Origin of the sequence: Fictibacillus sp. FJAT-27399 (genome assembly GCF_001510655.1) — a bacterium.
GTDB classification, from domain to species: domain Bacteria; phylum Bacillota; class Bacilli; order Bacillales; family Fictibacillaceae; genus Fictibacillus_C; species Fictibacillus_C marinisediminis.
The window spans coordinates 1-20,709 of sequence record NZ_LMVC01000003.1; the positions used below are offsets into that span (position 1 = coordinate 1).

Annotated in this window: 14 protein-coding genes; 9 read left to right on the forward strand and 5 right to left on the reverse strand. The window is 47.9% G+C overall.

Annotated elements, in window-relative coordinates:
- Positions 1 to 272 precede the first annotated feature (272 nt).
- Complete coding sequence (locus AR335_RS14220; RefSeq protein WP_082683539.1) at positions 273 to 608, forward strand: SdpI family protein; 336 nt, start codon at positions 273 to 275, stop codon at positions 606 to 608.
- Between the two features lie 81 nt (positions 609 to 689).
- Positions 690 to 1,721 carry a Gfo/Idh/MocA family protein gene (locus tag AR335_RS14225; protein ID WP_062237126.1) on the forward strand — a complete coding sequence of 344 codons (1,032 nt, stop codon included), beginning with the start codon at positions 690 to 692 and terminating at the stop codon, positions 1,719 to 1,721.
- A gap of 186 nt (positions 1,722 to 1,907) precedes the next feature.
- Here AR335_RS14225 and AR335_RS14230 read toward each other — a convergent pair whose 3' ends face one another.
- The 4 genes from AR335_RS14230 to AR335_RS24135 all read right to left on the reverse strand — a co-directional run bounded on the left by AR335_RS14230 (position 1,908) and on the right by AR335_RS24135 (position 6,136).
- On the reverse strand, positions 1,908 to 2,513 hold the full coding sequence (locus tag AR335_RS14230; protein ID WP_062237127.1) for a cytochrome c oxidase subunit 3: 606 nt from the start codon (positions 2,511 to 2,513) through the stop codon (positions 1,908 to 1,910).
- Positions 2,514 to 4,466, reverse strand: coding sequence for a cytochrome c oxidase subunit I (locus AR335_RS14235; protein ID WP_062237129.1), 1,953 nt, complete (start codon positions 4,464 to 4,466; stop codon positions 2,514 to 2,516).
- Between the two features lie 27 nt (positions 4,467 to 4,493).
- The gene (gene coxB, locus AR335_RS14240; protein WP_062237131.1) at positions 4,494 to 5,489 is read right to left on the reverse strand and encodes a cytochrome c oxidase subunit II; all 996 of its coding nucleotides are present in this window, start codon (positions 5,487 to 5,489) and stop codon (positions 4,494 to 4,496) included.
- 431 nt (positions 5,490 to 5,920) lie between these two features.
- A complete protein-coding gene (locus AR335_RS24135) occupies positions 5,921 to 6,136 on the reverse strand; it encodes a hypothetical protein (protein ID WP_156419003.1) in 216 nt (71 codons plus the stop codon).
- 58 nt (positions 6,137 to 6,194) lie between these two features.
- On the opposite strand from AR335_RS24135, the gene fdhF reads away from it, so the two are divergent.
- From fdhF to AR335_RS14255, 3 genes are all read left to right on the forward strand, one after another.
- Positions 6,195 to 9,140, forward strand: a complete 2,946-nt coding sequence (gene fdhF / locus AR335_RS14245; protein ID WP_062237133.1) for a formate dehydrogenase subunit alpha — start codon at positions 6,195 to 6,197, stop codon at positions 9,138 to 9,140.
- Complete coding sequence (locus AR335_RS14250) at positions 9,133 to 9,630, forward strand: DUF1641 domain-containing protein (RefSeq protein ID WP_062237135.1); 498 nt, start codon at positions 9,133 to 9,135, stop codon at positions 9,628 to 9,630. The genes fdhF and AR335_RS14250 overlap by 8 nt, the downstream gene beginning before the upstream one ends.
- 256 nt (positions 9,631 to 9,886) lie before the next feature.
- Positions 9,887 to 11,188 (forward strand): S8 family peptidase, encoded by a 1,302-nt coding sequence (locus tag AR335_RS14255; RefSeq protein ID WP_062237978.1) that lies wholly within the window; start codon positions 9,887 to 9,889, stop codon positions 11,186 to 11,188.
- A 589-nt stretch (positions 11,189 to 11,777) separates the two neighbouring features.
- Here the strand turns inward: AR335_RS14255 and AR335_RS14260 are convergent.
- Positions 11,778 to 12,527, reverse strand: a complete 750-nt coding sequence (locus tag AR335_RS14260; RefSeq protein ID WP_062237137.1) for a sulfite exporter TauE/SafE family protein — start codon at positions 12,525 to 12,527, stop codon at positions 11,778 to 11,780.
- A 342-nt stretch (positions 12,528 to 12,869) separates the two neighbouring features.
- Between AR335_RS14260 and AR335_RS14265 the strand changes: the two genes are divergently transcribed.
- The 4 genes from AR335_RS14265 (at position 12,870) to AR335_RS14280 (ending at position 20,611) form a co-directional block, all read left to right on the forward strand.
- Positions 12,870 to 15,572 carry a S8 family peptidase gene (locus AR335_RS14265; protein ID WP_062237139.1) on the forward strand — a complete coding sequence of 901 codons (2,703 nt, stop codon included), beginning with the start codon at positions 12,870 to 12,872 and terminating at the stop codon, positions 15,570 to 15,572.
- Between the two features lie 231 nt (positions 15,573 to 15,803).
- Entirely contained in the window at positions 15,804 to 17,207 is a 1,404-nt protein-coding gene (locus AR335_RS14270; protein ID WP_062237141.1) for an MDR family MFS transporter, read from the forward strand.
- A gap of 393 nt (positions 17,208 to 17,600) precedes the next feature.
- Positions 17,601 to 18,302, forward strand: coding sequence for an alpha/beta hydrolase (locus AR335_RS14275; protein WP_062237143.1), 702 nt, complete (start codon positions 17,601 to 17,603; stop codon positions 18,300 to 18,302).
- A 185-nt stretch (positions 18,303 to 18,487) separates the two neighbouring features.
- The gene (locus AR335_RS14280; protein ID WP_062237145.1) at positions 18,488 to 20,611 is read left to right on the forward strand and encodes a M28 family metallopeptidase; all 2,124 of its coding nucleotides are present in this window, start codon (positions 18,488 to 18,490) and stop codon (positions 20,609 to 20,611) included.
- The last annotated feature ends 98 nt before the right edge of the window (positions 20,612 to 20,709 follow it).

Below are 20,709 nucleotides of genomic sequence, written 5' to 3' on the forward strand. Positions count from 1 at the left end.
GAGGGCTAGCCCTCCAACCACTCTCCCCCAAAATTAAATAAAACGGACAAACGAGAGCCTCTACTTATAATTGGCATACACAGACTATTTGACACAACCGATTTACCCGCCGAAATGAGAATTTTACCCGCCAGAATTGCACATTTACCCGCCAAAACTGGATTACGTAAACTAGCGACCCATCACCCCACGCTCAAACAACAAACAAAAAAAAAGAAGCATTATTGATGAACATATGGTATTTTTAGGGAAAAAGAAAAGAGGGGGAATGGATGATGGCCAACCTGCTGTTCAGTCTGCTGATTGGTGTAATCTTCTTTTTAGCTGGACTTTTCATGAAAGTGAAGCCTCCGGCCAAAATCAATCCACTGTACGGCTATCGCACGTTTCGTTCCATGAAGAATGAGAAGCTCTGGAACGAAGCCAATACGTATTGTGCCGGCCTTATGATGAAATATGGTGTGGCGATGGCAGTGTTCGGCGTGGTCTTCAGTCTATTGATAAAAAACGAGCTGGCAGGGGTGTTTGCCACGATGGGAGTGATGCTGCTGTTCATCGTCCTGCTTTTCGTAAAAGTGGAGAAGCGGCTGAAGGAAATCGGCCAGTAAAAATGCCGCCAAGTTTCCAAGACGGCTATAACGGGAAATAAGGGAGTCATACATATTCATACATAAAGGGAGCTGGAATAGATGATCAATGTGGCACTATTAAGCAAATGGCATGTTCATGCGAAGGATTACGCGAAGGAAGCAAGCGAGAACAAGGACATCAACATCAGCGTCGTTTGGGATGAAAACAGCGAACGGGGCGAACAGTGGGCTCAAGAGCTTGGCGTCCCGTTTGAAGCCGATCTTGAAAACGTGTTCTCCGACAGCTCCATCCAGGGGGTCATTGTGACGACGCCAACGACCGCTCATACCGAGATCATCACCGCTGCTACAAGGCATGGCAAGCACATTTTTACGGAAAAAGTGCTGGCTCCAACAGTGAAAGAGTGCGATGAAATCTTTTCAGCGGTGGAGGAGGCAGGCGTTCAGCTGATGGTTTCCTTGCCGAGGCTAACAGAACGATTCTACCTTTACGCGCAAAAAATATTGGACGAGGGCTGTCTTGGGAATCTGACGTCCATCCGATGCCGAGTAGCCCATCATGGTGCTGTCCCGACAGAAGAAAGCCAGCATGGCTGGCTGCCTGGGCAATTTTTTAACAAAGAAGAGGCAGGCGGCGGGGCACTCATCGATCTCGGGGCGCATCCGATCTATCTTTCCAACCGCTTAGGCGGAAAAGTAAAAGCAGTGACGGCACGTCTGCAGCAGACCAACCGCCATGACGTAGATGACAATGCAGTTGTCATCGTTGAGTTTGAATCAGGCGCGCTCGGAACCATTGAGACCGGATTCCTTTCCTACGGATGCCCGGATCAGCTCGAGCTTTACGGAACCGAAGGCACACTGCTGATCGAGAACCGCGAACCGAGAGAGCTGATCAGCGACCGTGTGGAAAAAGAAGGCGTCATCATGTCCGATCAGCTGCCAAAAGCATTGCCTTCAGCGATGGAGCAATGGGTGGCCGCGATTACGAACAATACGGCTCCTGCCATAACCAAAGAGGACATTCGTAATTTGACGCTAGTGAACGAAGCGGCTGCACTCTCTCATAAAGAGGGCAGGAGAGTCGAGCTTACTGAGATTGAAAAAAATTATTCTGCGATAACCAGGTAAAGTGCTGTTTTGGGGGATTGCGAGGATAGAGTGACAAAGGCCGACCGCTAGTTTACCATAATTCCGGTTTGGCCAGTAAATTTCTCATTCTCGCCAGTAAACCTCTCACTTGCTTCCTCAACCCTCAATAAACAACCAAATGAACGAAAGCCCGGCCCGCTTTTTCGCAGTGGGACGGGCTTTTTCTTACAAAAACTCCCCTAATCCATATAGCAGAACGAAAATAAATACCCAAACGGAGTCGACGAAGTGCCAGTAGATCCCAAACGAAGCAAAGCGGCCTCGGTTCGCTTCGGTATCACCTTTTGTCTTCACATGCTTCAGCAGGAGACCCATCCACAAGACTCCAAACAGGACGTGGCAGCCGTGCAGTCCGACCAGCAGATAATAGGAGGACACGAATGGACTTCGAGACAGCGTGTTTCCGTCACTCACATTCTGCAGAAACTCCAACACTTCTAAACTAAGGAACCCGAGAGCGAGCGCGGCAGTAATGGCTGTAAACATCAGCGCTTTGCCGCTTTCTCTCATCCGCAGTGTTACATCGGCAAAGTACCAGGTCAGGCTGCTGGACACAAGCAGGACAGTGGGAAGGATGATTTTTTTAAAATGAAAGAACTCGTTAGGACCTGGCCCGTTACCCTGGTGATGCAGCATGACAAAATAGGTTGCAAACAAACAGCCGAAGATAACGGCTTCCGCACAAATGAAAAGAAACATCGCTGTCTTTCTTTGGGAATGATGTTCAACAACACTTTCGGCCGTATCCTGCACCGTCGTCTCCATACCCATTTAACTTTCCTCCTTTCTGATGGCTTTCTCCAGCTGTTTGCTTGTATACAGCTTGATGTTCCGCTCAAAAGAAATCGACCGCCAGCCCATCAGCAAGAGAATTCCCACCGCTCCAATGACTGCAATCCACAGAACTTTAAAAATAAGCCCGAATGAAAGGGTGAAAAAACCGCCGCTGAGAAGGACAGGCAAGATGGTCGGTTTCTCTACAAAGATTTGGCTCTCTTCTTTCGCAGAAGGAATCAGCGTTCCGTCTCCCCGTTCTTTTTCATGCCAGAAGGCTTCAAGATCCCGGACGAGCGGGGCACGCGGCCAGCGCATGTGGGAGGAAGGCGAGGAGACCGCCCACTCCAGCGTCCGGCCGTTCCATGGATCAGCCACACCACTTTTCTCTTTCTTTCGGTAGCTTAAGAAGAGATTCCAGGCAAACAGCAGCACGCTGATGCCCATTAAGTAGGCGCCCATCGTACTGATGAAATTGAGCTCAAACAAGCCGTCTTCGGGCAGGTAGGTGAAGGTTCTCCGCGGCATGCCCTTCAAGCCCGAAATGTGCATCGGAAAGAAGGTGACATGAAAGCCGATAATAAAGGTCCATGCCTGCCATTTGCCGATCTTTTCGTCCAAAATATAGCCGAACATTTTGGGCCACCAATAATAGAATCCTGAAAATGCCCCGAAAATGGTGCCTGCGATCATGACGTAATGAAGGTGGGCGACGACAAAATAGGAATCATGATATTGGTAATCGGCAGGAACGACGGCCTGCATGACCCCGGTTACACCACCGATTACAAAGGACGGTATGAAGGCGAGAGAAAACAGCATGGCCGTCGAAAAGCGGATCGAGCCTCCCCTTAGGGTGAACAGCCAGTTAAAGATTTTAATCCCCGTTGGAACGGCGATCAGCATGGAGGTGATCCCAAATACGACATTGGCGAGCGGTCCAAGCCCTACCGTAAACATGTGGTGAATCCAGACCATAAAGCTTAAAAAGCCGATGACGAGCATGGATAAGACCATGGAGGAATAGCCGAAGATTCGTTTGGATGAAAAAGTGGCGATCACCTCTGAAAAAATACCGAATGCCGGCAGAATGACAATATAGACCTCCGGGTGGCCGAACGCCCAGAATAAGTGCTGCCAAAGAACAGGACTTCCGTTTCCTCCGTCATAAGCTTGAGTTCCGAACTGATTATCAAAGATAAGGATGATCAGGGCGGCGCTTAATGCCGGAAAAGCCAAAAGAATGAGAATCGAGGTAATCAGAGCGGACCACGTGAACAGAGGAATCTTCATGAAGCCCATGCCGGGTGCCCTGTTCTTCAAGATCGTGACGATGAAATTGATGGCCGTCATGATCGTTCCAATTCCCGAGACCTGCAGGCCCATTGCATAAAAGGCTGTTCCGTTTCCGGCGATATCCTTATCGACGGCAAGGGGGACATACGAAGTCCAGCCGGCGGAAGGGGCACCGCCCAAAACAAAGCTTAAATTAATGAGAACACCGCCTATTACGAACAGCCACATGCTTAGGGAATTAAAGAAAGGGAACGCCATATCCCGTGTTCCGATCTGCAGTGGAACAGCGATGTTCATCAATCCGATCAGGAAAGGCATGGCGACAAAAAAGATCATGAGCGTACCATGGGTCGTCATGACTTGATTGTACTTTTCGCCATGAAAGACCCAGAAATGGAAGTCCGGAAAAGCGAGCTGGGTTCGCATGAGCATGGCATCAAGGCCGGCGCGCAGGAAAAATAGAAAACCAAAAGCGATATACAGAATCCCGATTTTACGATGATTGGTCGTCCGAATCAACATCCAGAGGGCTTTCCATTTTTTCGCGACGGTAAGAAAAACAAGTGCTGCGATCATCATGACGATGATTGAAAGGTCTGCCGCAATAATATCAGAAGCGAGTTTGATGTGTGTGTTGAAAAACGGTATCGACATGTTGGACCCCCTTCGTTACTGGATGACTCATTTTTTGAGTGTCTGCAGGTAGTGGGAAAGCGCTGTGTAGTCGTGTTCGCTGAGCCCTTCAGGTTTCGGCATATGTGAGCCTGGTTTTACTTTTTCAGGATCCTTCAGCCACTGTTTGAGATTTGGCGGAGTATTTTTTAACACTCCTGCCACATGATCCCGGTCACCAAAGTCGGCCAAGTTGGGGCCTTTTTTGTCAGCACGGATTAATCCGCTTGTTGCATGGCAGCTTAAACAGTTCTTACCAAAGAGCTTTCTGCCTTCAGTCTCGTCAGCACTGAGCTTTTGGCCGCTGCTTTGGTCTTTTTTCATGTGATCCAGCCATTTTTCATAATCTTGTTTGCTGTCCACTTTAACGGTAAACCGCATGTAAGAATGGCCGGTCCCGCAAAATTCTGCACACTTCCCTTGATAGGTGCCGATTTTCTCTGGTGTGATGGCGAGTTTGTTTGTCCGTCCGGGAATGAGGTCCTGCTTGCCGCCAAGCTGCGGCACCCAGAACGAATGGATGACATCCTTGGAATGAAGTTCGAGGACCACGCGTTGATCCTTTGGAAGGTGAAGCTCCTGAGAGGTCACGACACCTTTTTCTGGATATTCAAATTTCCACCAGAACTCACTCGCTGTAACCTTTATTTTCATAGCTTTGGAATTGTCCATCTGAGCTTCTCCAAACACACTCTTCACCATTGGAACGGCAAGTATGAAGAGGAGGATGAATGGAAGCACGGTCCACGTGATCTCCAGTTTTTTATTGCGGTTTTCCTGGCGGGGTAAGGGTTGATGGCCTGGCCTTGCTCTGTACTTATAGACAAACCAGATGAAGAGAACGACAACGACAAAAATGACGATCATCATAATATAAATGCTCAGCTTAATTAAGGAGAGTTGTTCGTTTCCCTGGCTACCTTTCGGATTCAGCACATCGATCGAGGAACAGCCGGATATAAAAAGAAGGCAGCAACTGCTGAACAAATACAAGATTTTTTTCATAGGAACTCCTTTCAGCTGAATGGAGGCGGGATCTTAAAGCAGGAAGAGTGGCAGGCAGCTGCCTGTATGTAAACGGACTTTTATGTGTTTAATCCCCTCTTTGCCCAGAATAAAACGTTGAACTCTTACATTGACGTTAATCATCATAATTTTTACGTTTAAATAGTTTATCGCGTTCGTTAATGAGGGAAATGAAACAAGGATAGGAACAGACTAACCAATCCGGGAAGAGTGAGGTGAACCCATGAATGATTTGCAGCAGTTATGTGCAGTTACTTGTTTATTAAGGAGGCTGCACTCCCTATTCGTGGCTTATCATTTCCGTGTATCTTTTTTGCTGGATAATTCATAAAGTTAGCTATTTACTTTTTATAATTTCGTGATAAAAGTTTTACCTTTTTAATAACTAATGGCCATTTTGTAAAGAACCTTCATTGACAAGTTGATTGGAGTGCAAGGTGTGAGACTCCTCGAAAATGAATTTCACATTTTCTTCGTGCGATATAACGCTGCCGAAGCCTTCCTTGTCCTGCGGGAGCAGCGGGACAGGTGAGACCCGCAGGCGCAAGCGCCGAGGGGTTCAGCGCACGCCCCGCGAAAGTAGGCGTATATGCCGGTAAAAGCGAGCATCCTGAAACGGAAATCAACCACTCCAAAGAACAGTAATGGTTACTAAAACAGCCTAACAAAAAAAGGAGGAGCTTCATGAAAAAAGAGGTTTCAGTCATTGTAAACGGAGATCAGTACCAGGCAGATCAAGGACAGACGGTTCTTCAGCTCCTGCTTGATAAGAACATTGAAATTCCTCACGTCTGCTACCATGAAAGCCTGGGAAGCATTGAAACGTGCGATACGTGTGCCGTACTTGTAAACGGCGAGGTAAAAAGAGGCTGCGGGACGTTTTTGGAGGAAGGGATGGACATCAGGACGAGCACTCCTGAGGTGAAAGAAGCACAGTTCAATGCAATGGATAATATTCTGGAGAACCATGAACTGTATTGTACGGTCTGTGACAATAATAATGGAGATTGCACCCTTCATAACACGGTCAAAGATATGGGCCTCGAGCATCAGATTAAGGAGTTTAAGCCGAAGGAATATGACATAGACCACGGACAGTTTTACCGGTATGACCCGGATCAGTGTATCCTGTGCGGTAGATGTGTGGAGGTGTGCCAGACGGTTGAGGTCAATGAAACCCTTTCGATCGACTGGGATCTCATGCAGCCGAGGGTTATTTGGGATGACAATGTACCGATTGAGGAATCCTCCTGTGTCAGCTGCGGACAATGTGTCACGGTCTGTCCGTGCAACGCCTTAATGGAGAACAGCATGCAGGGGCAAGCGGGTTTTCTGACGGATATCCGTCCTGATTATCTGCGTTCCATGATCGAAGTGACAAAGGAGGCGGAGACTGGTTTTGGCCCGCTGTTCGCCGTTTCAGACTCTGAAGCGAAGATGAGGGAAGACCGGATCGAAAAAACGAAGACCGTTTGTACTTACTGCGGAGTAGGCTGCAGCTTTGAGGTGTGGACAAAAGACCGGGAGATTCTGAAAATCGAACCGGTAGAGGAAGCTCCGGCCAACGGCATCTCCTCTTGCATCAAAGGGAAATTCGGCTGGGGCCATATCAACAGTGCGGCCCGCCTGACCCGGCCGCTCGTCCGTGACGGAGAATATTTTAAAGAAGTCGAATGGGACGAAGCGATCAGTCTGATCACGGAGAAGTTTAAAGAGATCAAAGAAAAACACGGACCGGATGCGCTGGCTTTCATTGCTTCTTCCAAAGCGACGAACGAGGAATCCTACCTGATCCAAAAGCTGGCCCGACAGGTCATCGGCACGAATAACATTGACAATTGCTCACGCTACTGCCAGTCTCCTGCTACGATGGGGCTGCAGCGGACCGTCGGCTATGGAGGCGACGCCGGTTCCATGGAAGAACTGGAGAACGCGGAGCTTGTCATCATTGTTGGTTCCAATACAGCAGAAGCCCATCCTGTTCTCGCTTCAAAAATCAAACGTGCCCATAAGCTGTTTGGCCAGAAGCTGATCGTAGCCGATCTTCGCAAGCATGAGATGGCGGAGCGGGCCGATCTTTACATTCATCCGAATCCTGGGACAGACCTCGTATGGCTTTCCGCGGTCACGAAATACATCATCGACCAGGGATGGCATGATAAAGAATTTTTATCTGGAAAGGTGAACGGTTATGCAGAATATTTAGAAAGCCTGCAGCTTTTTACCCTTGGAATGGCGGAAGAAATCACCGGGATCTCTAAGGAGGTTCTGATCCAAACGGCAGAAGCAATCGCCGATTCAGATAAAACATGCATCTGCTGGGCGATGGGCGTGACCCAGCACCAAATCGGTTCTGATACATCGACCGCCATCTCCAATCTTTTGCTCGTGACGGGCAACTATGGCCGTCCGGGAACCGGAGCCTATCCGCTGCGCGGCCACAACAATGTGCAGGGTGCGAGTGATTTTGGAAGCATGCCTGACACACTCCCGGGTTATCAGAAGGTAACGGATGATGAAGTGATTGCGAAGTTTGAAAAAGCATGGGGCGTCGACCTGCCGAGAGAAAAAGGAATGGACAACCATGAGATGGTGCAGGGCATACATGACGGCAAGCTCAAAGCCCTGTACGTGACCGGCGAGGATATGGGTGTCGTTGATTCCAATATCAACTATGTGACCAATGCTTTTGAGAAGCTGGACTTTTTCGTCGTACAGGAAATGTTTTTAACGAATACCGCACAGTACGCGGATGTTGTTCTGCCAGCCTCTCCAAGCCTTGAAAAAGAAGGGACGTTTACGAATACAGAACGAAGGATTCAGCGCTTGTACCCGGCGTTAAGCCCGCTTGGCGAATCCAAGCCGGACTGGGAAATCTATTGTGAGATAGCAAAAGAAATGGGCTTTGACTGGAACTATTCTTCTCCTGCCGACATCATGGCGGAAGCAGCAAGCCTCGTGCCTATGTTTGCAGGTGTAAGCTACGAACGCCTCGAAGGATTCAAGAGCCTGCAATGGCCGGTCAGTGAGGATGGATCGGATACACCGCTTCTTTATACGGAAGGTTTTCATTTTGATGACGGAAAGGCGAGACTGCATCCTTTGGAATTCGTCCACCATTATCGTACGACGGAAGAACATAACTTTCATATTAATAACGGCCGGATCCTCGAGCATTTTCATGAAGGCAACATGACGTACCATACAGAAGGCATCCGCAAGAAAGTGCCGAACTCATGGATCGCTGTATCCGAAGAAGCCGCTGAAAAATACGGAATGGAAGAAGGCTCGACCATTCGGATGGAAAACCCTTCAGGTGAAACGGTAGCCCGGGTGCATGTTTCCCCTGAAGTGTTCGGAAACGAGATGTACCTGCCGCTTAATGACAACGGCAAGAGCGCCATCAACTATTTAACGAACAACGATACGGATAAAGATACGAACACCCCGGCTTACAAAGAGATTCCGGCAAAAGTGGAAGTGCTGGAGAAGAAGGGCGATTCGCCGCTGCCTCTGTTCAATTACAGACGCGGGCACCGCAATCCCCAGCCGGGCGTGAACGTCCAGAAGAAGTGGGATCGAAAAGACTATATTTACCCTGGAAGCAAGGAGGTTAGACAAGATGGCTGAGCGGATCAAGGACATTAAACGCATGGAGATACCCAAGGAAAAAATACGAGAAGACAATCTGAACGAACTGCTGGATGCCTTGTCTGACAATAAGGAGGCGATGCTGGAGACGATCCGATTCTCCTCTTTGCTGCATGAGACCGGCAACATGTCCATGCTGAACGCGATGATCTCCCAACAGCAGCACATCATGGGGAACATTGCGTATGAAGCCAATCAAAAACCGAATTCTACCATCCTGCATAATGCCACCCGATTAATAGAATTGCTCGGCATGCTTGACCTTGAAGGCATCGACCATCTTACGGCTCGGTACACGAGAAAAGAGAAAGAAGAAGGTACAGAGGTGCCGGTTGTCAAAAATGTAGGGTTCTTCGGATTGCTGAAAGCACTGCGTGACCCTGAGATCAACCGCGGGATCTATATCCTTCTTCAGATTCTGCGCGGGCTCGGGCATGGACCGAAGGATAAGGCCCCCTCTAAAAAGTAGATAACAAGCATAATTGAGGCAGCTCTTCCAAGGAGCTGTCCTTTTTATTGAAATTCATACTGTTGCTGAGATGAACCCTCGAGGGCTTGTCATCACCGCTAAGCGGATGGATGGGACAAAGTCCCGTCCGGCGCTCTACTTACATAAGGGCGATTCTATCATTTTTGACAATCTAGTAAAAGCATGGACAAACACCGTTTCCCTTTCTGGCAGTTTTCATAGAATAGTACAACTTCTAAACAAAGGGGGAAAAACGGTGTTTGGTTTTTCTATGATAAAAATGGTTCGCCAGCATGCCAATAAGCTGGACCGGTCAATGCGTTTACAGCTCGTAAATTTATATCGGCCGTTTCAAAAAGTTCCCTGTTTTCTTCATACCATGCTGGAAAATCGATTGAAAAAGAGAAATAAACTGCCGGTGATTATTGAGTTTTATGAAGAGGGTGACGCATGCTCTTTAGGACTGGAACAAGTTCATCAGACGGTTTCAGGCAATCGTAAGTGTGCCGTCCATCATCAGTTCACAAGTATTCCTTTTTGCTCTGCGACATTAACTGCCAATGTGATAGAGGAACTTTTAAATAATTGCACTCATATTAAGAAAATACACCATGACCGCGAAGTTAAAGCTTTGCTGGACAAGGCTTCACCCTCCATTCGGGCGGATGTCCTGAACTCATCCGGAGTCACAGGAAAGGATGTCACGATTGCGGTAGTCGATACTGGGGTCTATCCTCACGCCGATTTGAAAGACCGTATTGCAGCGTTTAAGGATTTAGTAAACCAGAAATCGGAAACCTACGATGATAACGGGCATGGCACACACTGTGCAGGGGATGCAGCAGGAAACGGCTACTTGTCGGATGGAAAATACAAAGGCCCTGCGCCGGAAGCGAACATTGTAGGCGTAAAAGTGCTGAATAAGACGGGCTCTGGTTCTTTGTCCACCGTTATTGCGGGTGTGCAATGGTGCATTGATAATAAAGAGAAGTATGGGATTAAAATTATCTCCATGTCGCTTGGAAGCCAGGCGACTCAGCCGGCTGCTGAAGATCCTGTTGTGAAAATTGTAGAGGAAGCCTGGAAACAAGGGATCGTTGTCTGTATCGCTGCCGGCAACGAAGGACCAGATGAAAAAACGATTTCCAGTCCAGGAATCAGCCCGAAAGTCATTACAGTCGGCGCGATGGACGATCAAAATACGATTGAACGCACGGATGATATTCCTGCCGATTTTTCCAGCAGAGGTCCTACGATTGACGGAATAACAAAGCCAGACCTTCTGACCCCGGGCGTCAATATTGTTTCACTGCGTTCGCCGGGTTCTTACTTGGACAAGGTTTCTAAGAGCAGCCGTGTAGCCGAGAATTACTTCTCACTTTCCGGCACTTCCATGGCAACACCGATCTGTGCGGGTGTGGCAGCGCTCGTTCTTCAGCAAAATCCGGAACTGACGCCTGACGAAGTAAAAGAAAAGCTGCTTCATAGCGCTGAAGACTGGGGATTGCCGGGGAATACGCAAGGAAAAGGCTATCTCGATGTCAGCAAGTTAATATAGAAGAAGAAAGAGGGGGTTCCTTGAGGGCCGCCTTTTTTTGGTGGAGGTGGTAGGTTGCTGCGGAAATGTTTGTGTCAAAACTTGTCGGATGGTGTCGCGTATAAACGGATCGATAATAAATGGAGGTTTTCGATAATAAAATGAGATTATCGATAATAAAATTGCTTTTTCGATAATAAAAAGCTAATTTCGATAATAAATCGTCATGGAGCTTTATTTCAGGGGTGAAAACTGGCGCTAACCTCCAGGAATCACAATCGCGTTAAAAGCATTTCAGAAATATCCCTTCGCGTTGGAGCGATGAAGCACTGCAATCCTTTAAAATAAAAAATAGAGTGCGAGCAGCACTCTATTTTTTAGATTGGCGTGTATTTTGGGAAGATTGGATCGTAAAACCGGAAGATTCGCGCGTATTTTAACCCAATCGGCGCGTATTCCTGAAAAAAACTCACGAAGGCTTTCTAGATCCACTACGTTATCTCCCTGTTTCGCATGCTTTTTACGAATGCTAATCAAAAAAAGAGCGCTTAATTGAAGCAAAACGCTTCAAAAAAGCCCTCTTCGGCACTTCGTTTCCCCAAAAACCACTCTACTCAAACAAAATCAGCAGCGCAGCGACCACCGGCGTGGCAACCATCGCAGTCTTCAGCACGGGTTTCGGAGCAAACTTCGTCAGTTTGGCGCCAAGGTAAGCACCAGCCATCGTACCGGCCAGCACCTGAAACAGCAGCATTAAATCAAGATAGCCTTCCATAATGTACCCAAACCCGCCGCCAGCCGCGATCGGCAGAATAACGAGCATCGTTGTTCCGATCGATTGGCGGATGGACAGCCCGAACAGCAGCATGAGCCCGATCTGAATGAACGGGGCAGAACCGATGCCGAACGCTCCGGATAAAAGCCCGGTTGTCATACCGAGCAGAAGCGCTTTTACCAGCAAGGTAGGGTAGCCGAGTGTTTCATCGATGACTTCCTCCACTTTGCGCTTCATCATAAAGAAACGCAAAATAAACAAGATTGCTGACAGGAACAGCATGCCAGCTGTCAAATAATGCAGATGTTCACTGGGAATGAGAGAGGACAGCCTGGATCCGAAGAACGCAGCGATGGCTCCAAATCCGCCTGTCCAAACGCCGGCCTTGAGCGATATGTTTCCTTCCCTCAAATGGCTGTAGGCTCCTGACAGGGTTGTAAAGGCCATGGCGGCGAGCGAAGTGCCGAGCGCTGTGTGGATCGGAATATGAAAAAGCACCAATATAGCGATGATAAAACCTGCTCCGCCGACTCCGACAAAACCGCAGATCAGTCCGATGACGAGCATGGTTAACGTAATAAACAAGAGGATCGTTTCCTTTCTTTGGCGGATCTTCCGTCATTCTTGTTATGATTCTTTATTTAACTAAAGCAAATTTTCCCATAAAAATCAATGAAAGGGGACTGAGCGGATCCCCAATGACGAGAATTGTAAATTTTTATAAAAAATATGGTTTGCTAGTTTTGGTAACAGAGTAGGAAATAATTACCATTTTACGGTAACTGAGGCCGTTTACGTAGGCCGATAGAATGTTTTTCTGCTAATTTTAGAAGATTTTACCTATTAATCTGCTGAATGTGTTTAAATAGCGTTATGGGCGAAACAGGCCCTTTTCTTTTTTTGACCATAACCCAAGGAGGCATCGGAATGAGAATGAGAAAGACATCGAGTATGACAGCCTTATTGCTCGTATTTGCGCTGATCGCAGGCATGTTTTCACCAGCGGCAGCACGTGTAGCGAAGGCAGAAGGCGGCTCGTCCCTTGAAAAAGCGGCACCGCTCGAAAAGGATCAAACGGTGGATGGAACGTTCGACCAGCCTGAACAAACACAATGGTACAAGATTACACCGAATCAAGAGGATATTCAAAAAGATTCTCATATGCGAATCTCATTAACTAGTGATGCAAATTTAAACATTTCCGTATATCCAAGCATAGAAAAAGCAGGAAATGATGAAACATTTAGCATGTATCGCGGCTTTACAACGACCGAAACACCTGACAAACCGGTAAAACTGGACGTGCCGTATGCATGGCAGGGACCTTATTACATAAAGATGGAATACCTCGGTGAAGATACCGAAACACCTGAGGATCCGCCGGCTTCTGCTGAGCCGAAAAAAGCAAATTACTCACTCGGATATAAAGGAGTTAAACTTCCGCCATCCGTTGAATCAGCCGGGGAAGAAGAATGCCCGGTAGAAATGAGTACCGGCCAGCAGAAATCTGGAAAAGCGCTTTTAACACAGCTTCGCCAGCTGCGTGACGGCTTGCTGTCAAAGACAGAGGAAGGCAGATCTCTTTCCTCCCTCTATTACAATACCGCACCATTCCTCGTAGTAAAGATGGTGTTCAGCAAGGATCTTCGCCAAGATGTGTACAACAATCTAGTAGCTCTAAAACCTTTATTTAATGAACTGGCAGAGAACGGTGCACAAAGCACGTATGTCCTCTCCAGCAAAGACCAGAACTCGATTAAGGAACTTTATGATATTGTGCTGAAAGCCTCTCCTGATGCTTATAAGGACGATATCGAAAAAATCGGCAAGCAGGTAGGCGTTTCTTCGCTTGCAGGGGAGAGACTGTCTGATCTTTTAGGAAAAGCAGAACTCGTTCCGCAAAGCACAAAAGAAATGTCCAGCAAGCTTATTGTTAAAATGAAAGACGGCTATACCAGCAAGTCACTAAACAACAAGCTTCAAACCTATGGCATCGAATCAGCTGCAAAATCGGCATTCAAATCCGAAGATAAAATTCTTGGCAGCATGTATGTGGTGAACGTGGATGGAGCAGATGATTCAGGCAAATACAGCGCCACATCAAAAAGTGGAGCAGCGTCAGTAAAAGCAGCAGCGGCAAAGCTTGCAAAGCTGCCGGGCGTAGAATTTGTTGAACCTGTTCAGCATTATCACTCCATGTCCAATGATGTTCAGTACAACGATCAATGGTCACTGAAGAATACAGGAAAAAATGAAGGTGCTGCAGGAGCAGACATCAATTTTGAACCGATGAAAAAGCTCGCAGATCAATCAAACCTGAACAGCACACTGATCGCGGTTGTTGATACCGGGGTAGATTATACCCTCGCTGATTTGAAAGACAAAGTACGTCCTGACCTCGGGAAAAATTTTGTCACATCTGGTGAGGCTCCATTGGATGATATGGGCCACGGTACTCACGTATCCGGCATCATCGCTGCAGCCGCAGACAATGGCTACTCCATGGCAGGAATCAACCCGAACGCACAAATTCTTCCGGTCAAAGTTCTTGACGCTTCTGGCTCCGGGGATACCGAACAGATCGCAAAGGGAATTAAATACGCGGCAGATAAAGGGGCAAAGGTCATCAACCTTAGCCTTGGCGGCGAATACAGCCGTGTGCTTGAATATGCGATGAAATATGCTTCTGACAAAGGTGCGACCATTGTTGCAGCGACTGGAAATGACGGCGATTCCATGGTCGGCTATCCAGGTTCTTCGAAATACGCGATCGGTGTTGGCGCAACAAATGATATGGATGTCGTGGGCGACTATTCTAACTATGGCAAAGGACTTGATCTCGTAGCACCGGGCTCCAACATTCCAAGTCTTGTGCCTAACGGAAACGTCACGTATATGTCAGGAACGTCCATGGCCACACCGCACGTTGCAGCGGTTGCAGGGCTCTTGCTGTCTGAGAACCCGCGCTTAAAAGCAAAAGATATTGAAAGAGTTCTAACACAGAGTGCGGATGACATTGCCTTTGGCGAAGTCGATAAGCCGGATGACCAATATGAAGAAGGTCCAAAACCGGTTCCAGGCTATGATGAAGCATCAGGATGGGGAAGACTGGATGCGTTCAGTGCACTTAGTGCGGTTAAACTCAACGCAAAAGTGAACCCGGTTCTTGATAATCTGAACACCCTTTCCGGTATCGCAGCGAAAGGCTCTAAAGTTACCGTGAAGAACGGCAAGAAAGTGCTTGGAAAAACAACGGTACCCGTGTTAGGAACATTTGCCGTTAAAATTCCGGTTCAAAAAGCAGGCCAAGTGCTCCACGTTGAAATTGCCAACGCTTCAGGATCTGAAAAAACAGCCCTGAAAGCAGTGGTAGGAAAAGCTCCGGCTCCTGATATGCCAAAAGTGGACAAAGTAACGACGAAATCCACCGCAGTAACGGGCAAAGCAGTAGCCAACGGAACGATCAAAGTGAAAGACAAAGCCAAAAAGGTCATCTCTTCTGCAAAAGTAAGCGCAAAAGGAACCTTCAAAGCCAGCATCAAGAAACAAAAGAAAGGCACTGTCCTTTACGTAACCGTGACGGATGCCGCTAAACGCGAAAGCAAAGCTGCGAAGGTGACAGTGAAGTAAGACAGACGAGGTGAAAACCACCCTGTTCCGCCTGGCGGCAGAGCAGGGTGGTTTTTTGTTCGGACGTTTGAGGGTGCCCGTTTGAGGGTGCCAGGCACCGCTTTTTGACATATGTCAAAAGCCGGTGCCTGACACCACAAAAAAGCAAGTCGGCTCAATAGCTTTACGTAAACGTTTAAGATAAGATGAAGACAATAATAACTATAAAAGGGAATGAGGCTCAAAAAAGGAATGGAAACATCAAGTTATAAACAGTCTACCATCGTAGCGCTCCTGCTCGCAGGATCTTTTATCGCTATACTGAACCAAACGCTCATGATCACAGCGATACCGCCGGTTATGAAAGAGATGCACATTACAGCAAACAGTGCCCAATGGCTCACAACCGTGTTCATGCTTGTGAACGGGATCATGATTCCTGTCAGTGCTTTTTTATTGGAACGCTTTTCAACGAGGCAGCTTTTTATCACCGCCATGAGCGTATTTGCTTTTGGTACATTAGTGGCTGGATTTGCCCCTAATTTTGAGACATTGCTGCTTGGGAGGGTCATCCAGTCGAGCGGTGCAGGGGTCATGCTTCCGCTGATGCAAACTGTATTTTTAATGATTTTCCCTGTGCATAAGCGCGGCGCAGCCATGGGATTAATCGGTCTCGTCATATCCTTTGCACCAGCGATCGGTCCCGCATTATCAGGCTGGGTAACCTCTCATTATTCATGGAGAGTTCTGTTTTTTATCATCTTACCGATCGCACTTATTGATATTTTGATCGCCTATTTTGCTTTGAAAAACGTGACAGAAGTGACGAAACCGAAAGTGGATGTTCTCTCCATCGTTTTGTCTTCGGTTGGTTTCGGAGGTCTGCTGTACGGGTTTACGTGCGCGGGCAATTACGGATGGACGGCGAAGAGTACGGTGATCTCCCTCTTGGCGGGTGCGGCAGCACTCGTGCTGTTTATTACAAGGCAGCTGCGCTTGAAACACCCGATGCTTGAGTTCCGTGTCTTCACGAAAGGAATCTTCCCAATCACTGTTTCCATTGGAATGATCACCTTTATGGGATTGATCGGAGCGGAAACAATCATTCCGTTGTTTATGCAGAACATGAGAGGCTTCACAGCGTTTGAAGCAGGTCTGGCCCTGTTGCCTGGTGCCTTGATCACCGGCCTTATGTCACCGATCACAGGCAGGATCTTTGATCGGATCGGAGCGAAATGGCTGGCGCTAACCGGCTTAACCATCATTACGGTATCATCATTCGCCTTTTCCTTTTTAGGACCGGCGACATCGTTCACACATATCACCGTATTGTATGGAGTCCGAATGTTCGGTTTGTCCATGGTCATGATGCCAGTAGCCACCGCAGGTTTAAATCAGCTGCCAAAACGGCTCATTCCTCATGGAGCGGCCATGGATAATACGATGAGGATGATTGCTGCATCTGTTGGTACAGCGATCCTTGTTACGGTGATGACGACGACCGAAGAAACGGCCAAGCATCTCCCTGACATTGCTCATCCGGATATGTATGGCGCGAACATAGCCTTTATGGTCATTTCTGTTCTTTCTCTCATTGGAATTGTACTTACCTTTTTTATTAAAAAAGAAAAAGCCGTTGAGGGAGCAGGAGAATAGAATGAAAGACAGCCGTGTTTACAGTTAAGCGCGGCTGTTTTTTTATGTTTGAAGAAGGAATGGAGCGAATCGATAATAAAAGAGCCGTTTTCGATAATAAATGGGTAGAAATCAATAATTTATGGGCTCGGAACCCATTTCCAGCCGCTCTCAGCAGCCAATTTTCTAATGAATTAGGGTGTTTTCCCCCCTTTAGCAGCTTCATCCTGTCTGTAAAACAAGAAACAGCGAATTTTTCACCACTTTTTTCAAAAACTCATTGTTGCCTGTCCTGAATTGTTTTTCATAGGGCAATTTAACTGCGAGGCCTTTTCATGCTATGATAATTCTTGGATAAAACAGAGCAGTCAGTCAGGAGGGTTACCCATTAGTCTATTAATCAATGAAAATCGAATGCACAGCAGCCAGTTAAACCGCGAGATTGACGTGAAGTGGCTGTTTTCTGATCAGCTTCAGGAAGGGGATGTGCAGCTTCTCTTCGTGCAGGACGGTTATTATTACATGAAACTCGGAGGACTCCAGGAAACGTTTGAAAAGCTGCTGGAGGAAAAGCCTGAACTCGCCAAGAACCTAGTCATGGTAACGGTCAGCCCGGGATCTCCCTCACAGCGCAGAGAGGTGTATCATCCGAACGGCGAGCACTTTGAGGCGTTTACCGAATTCTTTTATAACGAAGTGCTGCCGGACGTGCAGAAAAAGCTGAAGGCCATCAATATGAACGTGGTCAAAATGGGATCACTCGGTGATTCGCTTGCTGGAGTCATCTCACTTTACCTCGCCATGAAAAAGCCGGAGATATGGTCTCACCTCATGCTGCAGTCAGCCGCATTTGATGACGAGATGGCGGAGGATGCACGGCGTCAGATCCAGCAGCCGAACTGGAAGATCTATCAGGTCGTCGGTGAGCGGGAGAATAACTTTAAGTCGCCGGTTACCGGGGAAATCGCCCATATTTATGACGGCAACAAAAGCATGATGAAGGTGTTTGGGGAGAAAGAGCTTTCCCTTGATTATCATGTGGAAGACGAAGAGCACCGCTGGATCTTCTGGAAGGACGATCTGCCAAGGGCGCTGTGCTTCTTCCTGAAAAACTAGAGATGTTTCAAAATTGTTTTGGTGCCAGGCACCGTCTTTTGACATATGTCAAAAAGCGGTGCCTGGCACCAAACATTTACCCCTCGCAAGACTAATGATTCATTTTTTTCCAAATCGTACGTAATAAATTGACTGAATTTACAGACTTCTACTAATATAATCAAAAAGCGAGGGAGGTTTTAGGATTGGGAAAACGTAAAAATTCCGGATCACTTAGGAAGAAGTACCTGGCAAGCAGCATGGCGCTTGCACTTTTGGCATCCGCAGCTCTGCCTTTCACACATGCATCCGCACAGACAAAGCAAGAGGATCTGACAGGTTTTGCAAAGGACAAGTCCGATTGGCAGACAGAGTTTGAAACGAAATTCCAGAACGGTGTAAAGGAAAACTCGATCAAGAAGTACGGCAGAGCGCTAAGCAAACGACCGGCTTTGGTCGGCACGAAGGGCAATGATGCCGGCGTCCAATATGCGCTCAACGAACTGAAGAAAGCAGGCTTAAAGCCGAAGGTCCACACCTACGATGTCTACCTATCCCACCCCAACAGCATCTCCGTCACCCAGACCGCACCGTTTCAGCGAGAACTCAAAGTCACCGAAGATTTAAAGAAAGGCACGCCTTTTAAAAATGAAGTCGTTGAAGGCTATAACGCCTATTCCCCTTCAGGAGATGCAGAAGGTGAGCTTGTATATGCCAACTACGGTACACCTGAAGACTTCAAGGCTTTGGCCATGCAGGGCGTATCGGTCAAAGACAAGATCGTCATCGTCCGCTACGGCAAAAACTTCCGCGGCGTGAAGCCGGATCTTGCCTCCCAATACGGAGCGAAAGGTGTTTTAATCTATTCCGATCCGAAAGATGACGGATATGTCAAAGGGCCGGTATACCCTGAAGGACCGTGGCGCCCGAAAGATGCCATCCAGCGCGGAAGTATCCTCTATATCTACCGTTACCCGGGCGATCCGCTGACTCCCGGGAAAGCATCGGTCGACGGTGTGAAACGAATCCAGGCCAATAAAGCCAATTCACTGCCAAGAATCCCGACAACGCCGATCTCCTACGGCGAGGCACAAGGACTGCTCCAGGCCATGGGCGGCAAAGAGGCGCCAAAAGCATGGCAGGGAGGCCTTCCTTTTAAATATCACCTCGGAAATGAAGCTTCCAAGGTTCGCCTCAACCTTGATATTGAGTATGAAACAAAACCGATTCATGATATTACCGTGACGTTTAAAGGAGCCAAGTATCCGAATGAAAAAATCATCATAGGCGGCCACAGAGACACGTGGACGTATGGTGCAAGTGATAACATTTCCAGCTGGTCCACGATCATGGAGATGGCCCGTTCCCTCGGCAAGCTGTATGAAAACGGCTGGCGCCCGGATCGTACGATTGTCCTTGCAGGCTGGGATGGAGAAGAATACGGACTGCTTGGTTCCACTGAATACGCGGAACAGCACCAGAAAGAACTGACGAAGGATGCTGTCGCTTACATTAACATGGACGGTATCGCCGGACAGTTTTTCGGTGCCGGTGCTGTGCCTTCTCTAAATCCTTTGATCTATGATGTGGCCAAAAAGGTCACAGAACCGCGATCAGGTCTGTCCGTTTATGATGACATGCTCGTCAGAAACGACGGCAAAGAACAAGAGATCGACTTGTTGGGCAGCGGCTCAGACTATACGGCCTTTCTTCAGCACCTCGGTGTGCCTTCTGCTGATGTCGGCTTTGGTGCAGCGGGCGGCCTTTATCACAGTGCCTATGATAACTCAGATTCTGTGGAACGTTTTTTTGACCCAGGCTACAAACACCAGGCTGCAGCTGGACGTTTTACCGGTCTCATGGCCCTGAGGCTGGCCAACGCACAAGTTCTTCCGTTCCAATACTCCGAGTATGCGGAATCTGTGCAAAAACTGCTTGCTGACGTGGAGAAAGACGGAACACTAGGTGTGGATATCAGCGGTTTAAAAGCAAAGGCGAAAGAGTGGGAAGAAGCCTCGAAACAACTGGAAACTTACAGCCAAGGGCTCCTGAACAGCGGAAAAGGGAAGCCGAAGCAATGGAAACAGCTGAACTCCGCATTGATCCAGCAGGAGCGTGACCTGATCAGCAAACAGGGGCTTGCGAGCCGAAGCTGGTTCAAGCATCAGATTTTTGCACCGGGACTCACTACCGGTTACGCCGCTCAGCCATTGCCGGCATTAGTTGAAGCACAGCAGGCGAAGGATCCTGAAGCCTTCAAAAAAGCAGTGAAACAACTGGAAAAATCGCTCACAAAAGCAGCCTGGACAGCAGAGGAAGCAGTCGAATAAAACCTTCAAGCATGGTATTCGGAATGAATATCATGCTTTTTTTGCGTGAACAATAAGGGTTCGAACGGGTTTCTCGAGGACAGCTTGTGTTAGAATTT

Excerpts from the sequence above, each read along its gene's own strand:
- AR335_RS14220 (WP_082683539.1), top strand. The coding sequence starts at position 273 with ATGATGGCCAACCTGCTGTTCAGTCTGCTGATTGGTGTAATCTTCTTT.
- AR335_RS14225 (WP_062237126.1), top strand. The coding sequence starts at position 690 with ATGATCAATGTGGCACTATTAAGCAAATGGCATGTTCATGCGAAGGAT.
- AR335_RS14230 (WP_062237127.1), bottom strand. The coding sequence starts at position 2,513 with ATGGGTATGGAGACGACGGTGCAGGATACGGCCGAAAGTGTTGTTGAA.
- AR335_RS14235 (WP_062237129.1), bottom strand. The coding sequence starts at position 4,466 with ATGTCGATACCGTTTTTCAACACACACATCAAACTCGCTTCTGATATT.
- coxB (WP_062237131.1), bottom strand. The coding sequence starts at position 5,489 with ATGAAAAAAATCTTGTATTTGTTCAGCAGTTGCTGCCTTCTTTTTATA.
- fdhF (WP_062237133.1), top strand. The coding sequence starts at position 6,195 with ATGAAAAAAGAGGTTTCAGTCATTGTAAACGGAGATCAGTACCAGGCA.
- AR335_RS14250 (WP_062237135.1), top strand. The coding sequence starts at position 9,133 with ATGGCTGAGCGGATCAAGGACATTAAACGCATGGAGATACCCAAGGAA.
- AR335_RS14265 (WP_062237139.1), top strand. The coding sequence starts at position 12,870 with ATGAGAATGAGAAAGACATCGAGTATGACAGCCTTATTGCTCGTATTT.
- AR335_RS14270 (WP_062237141.1), top strand. The coding sequence starts at position 15,804 with ATGGAAACATCAAGTTATAAACAGTCTACCATCGTAGCGCTCCTGCTC.
- AR335_RS14275 (WP_062237143.1), top strand. The coding sequence starts at position 17,601 with ATGCACAGCAGCCAGTTAAACCGCGAGATTGACGTGAAGTGGCTGTTT.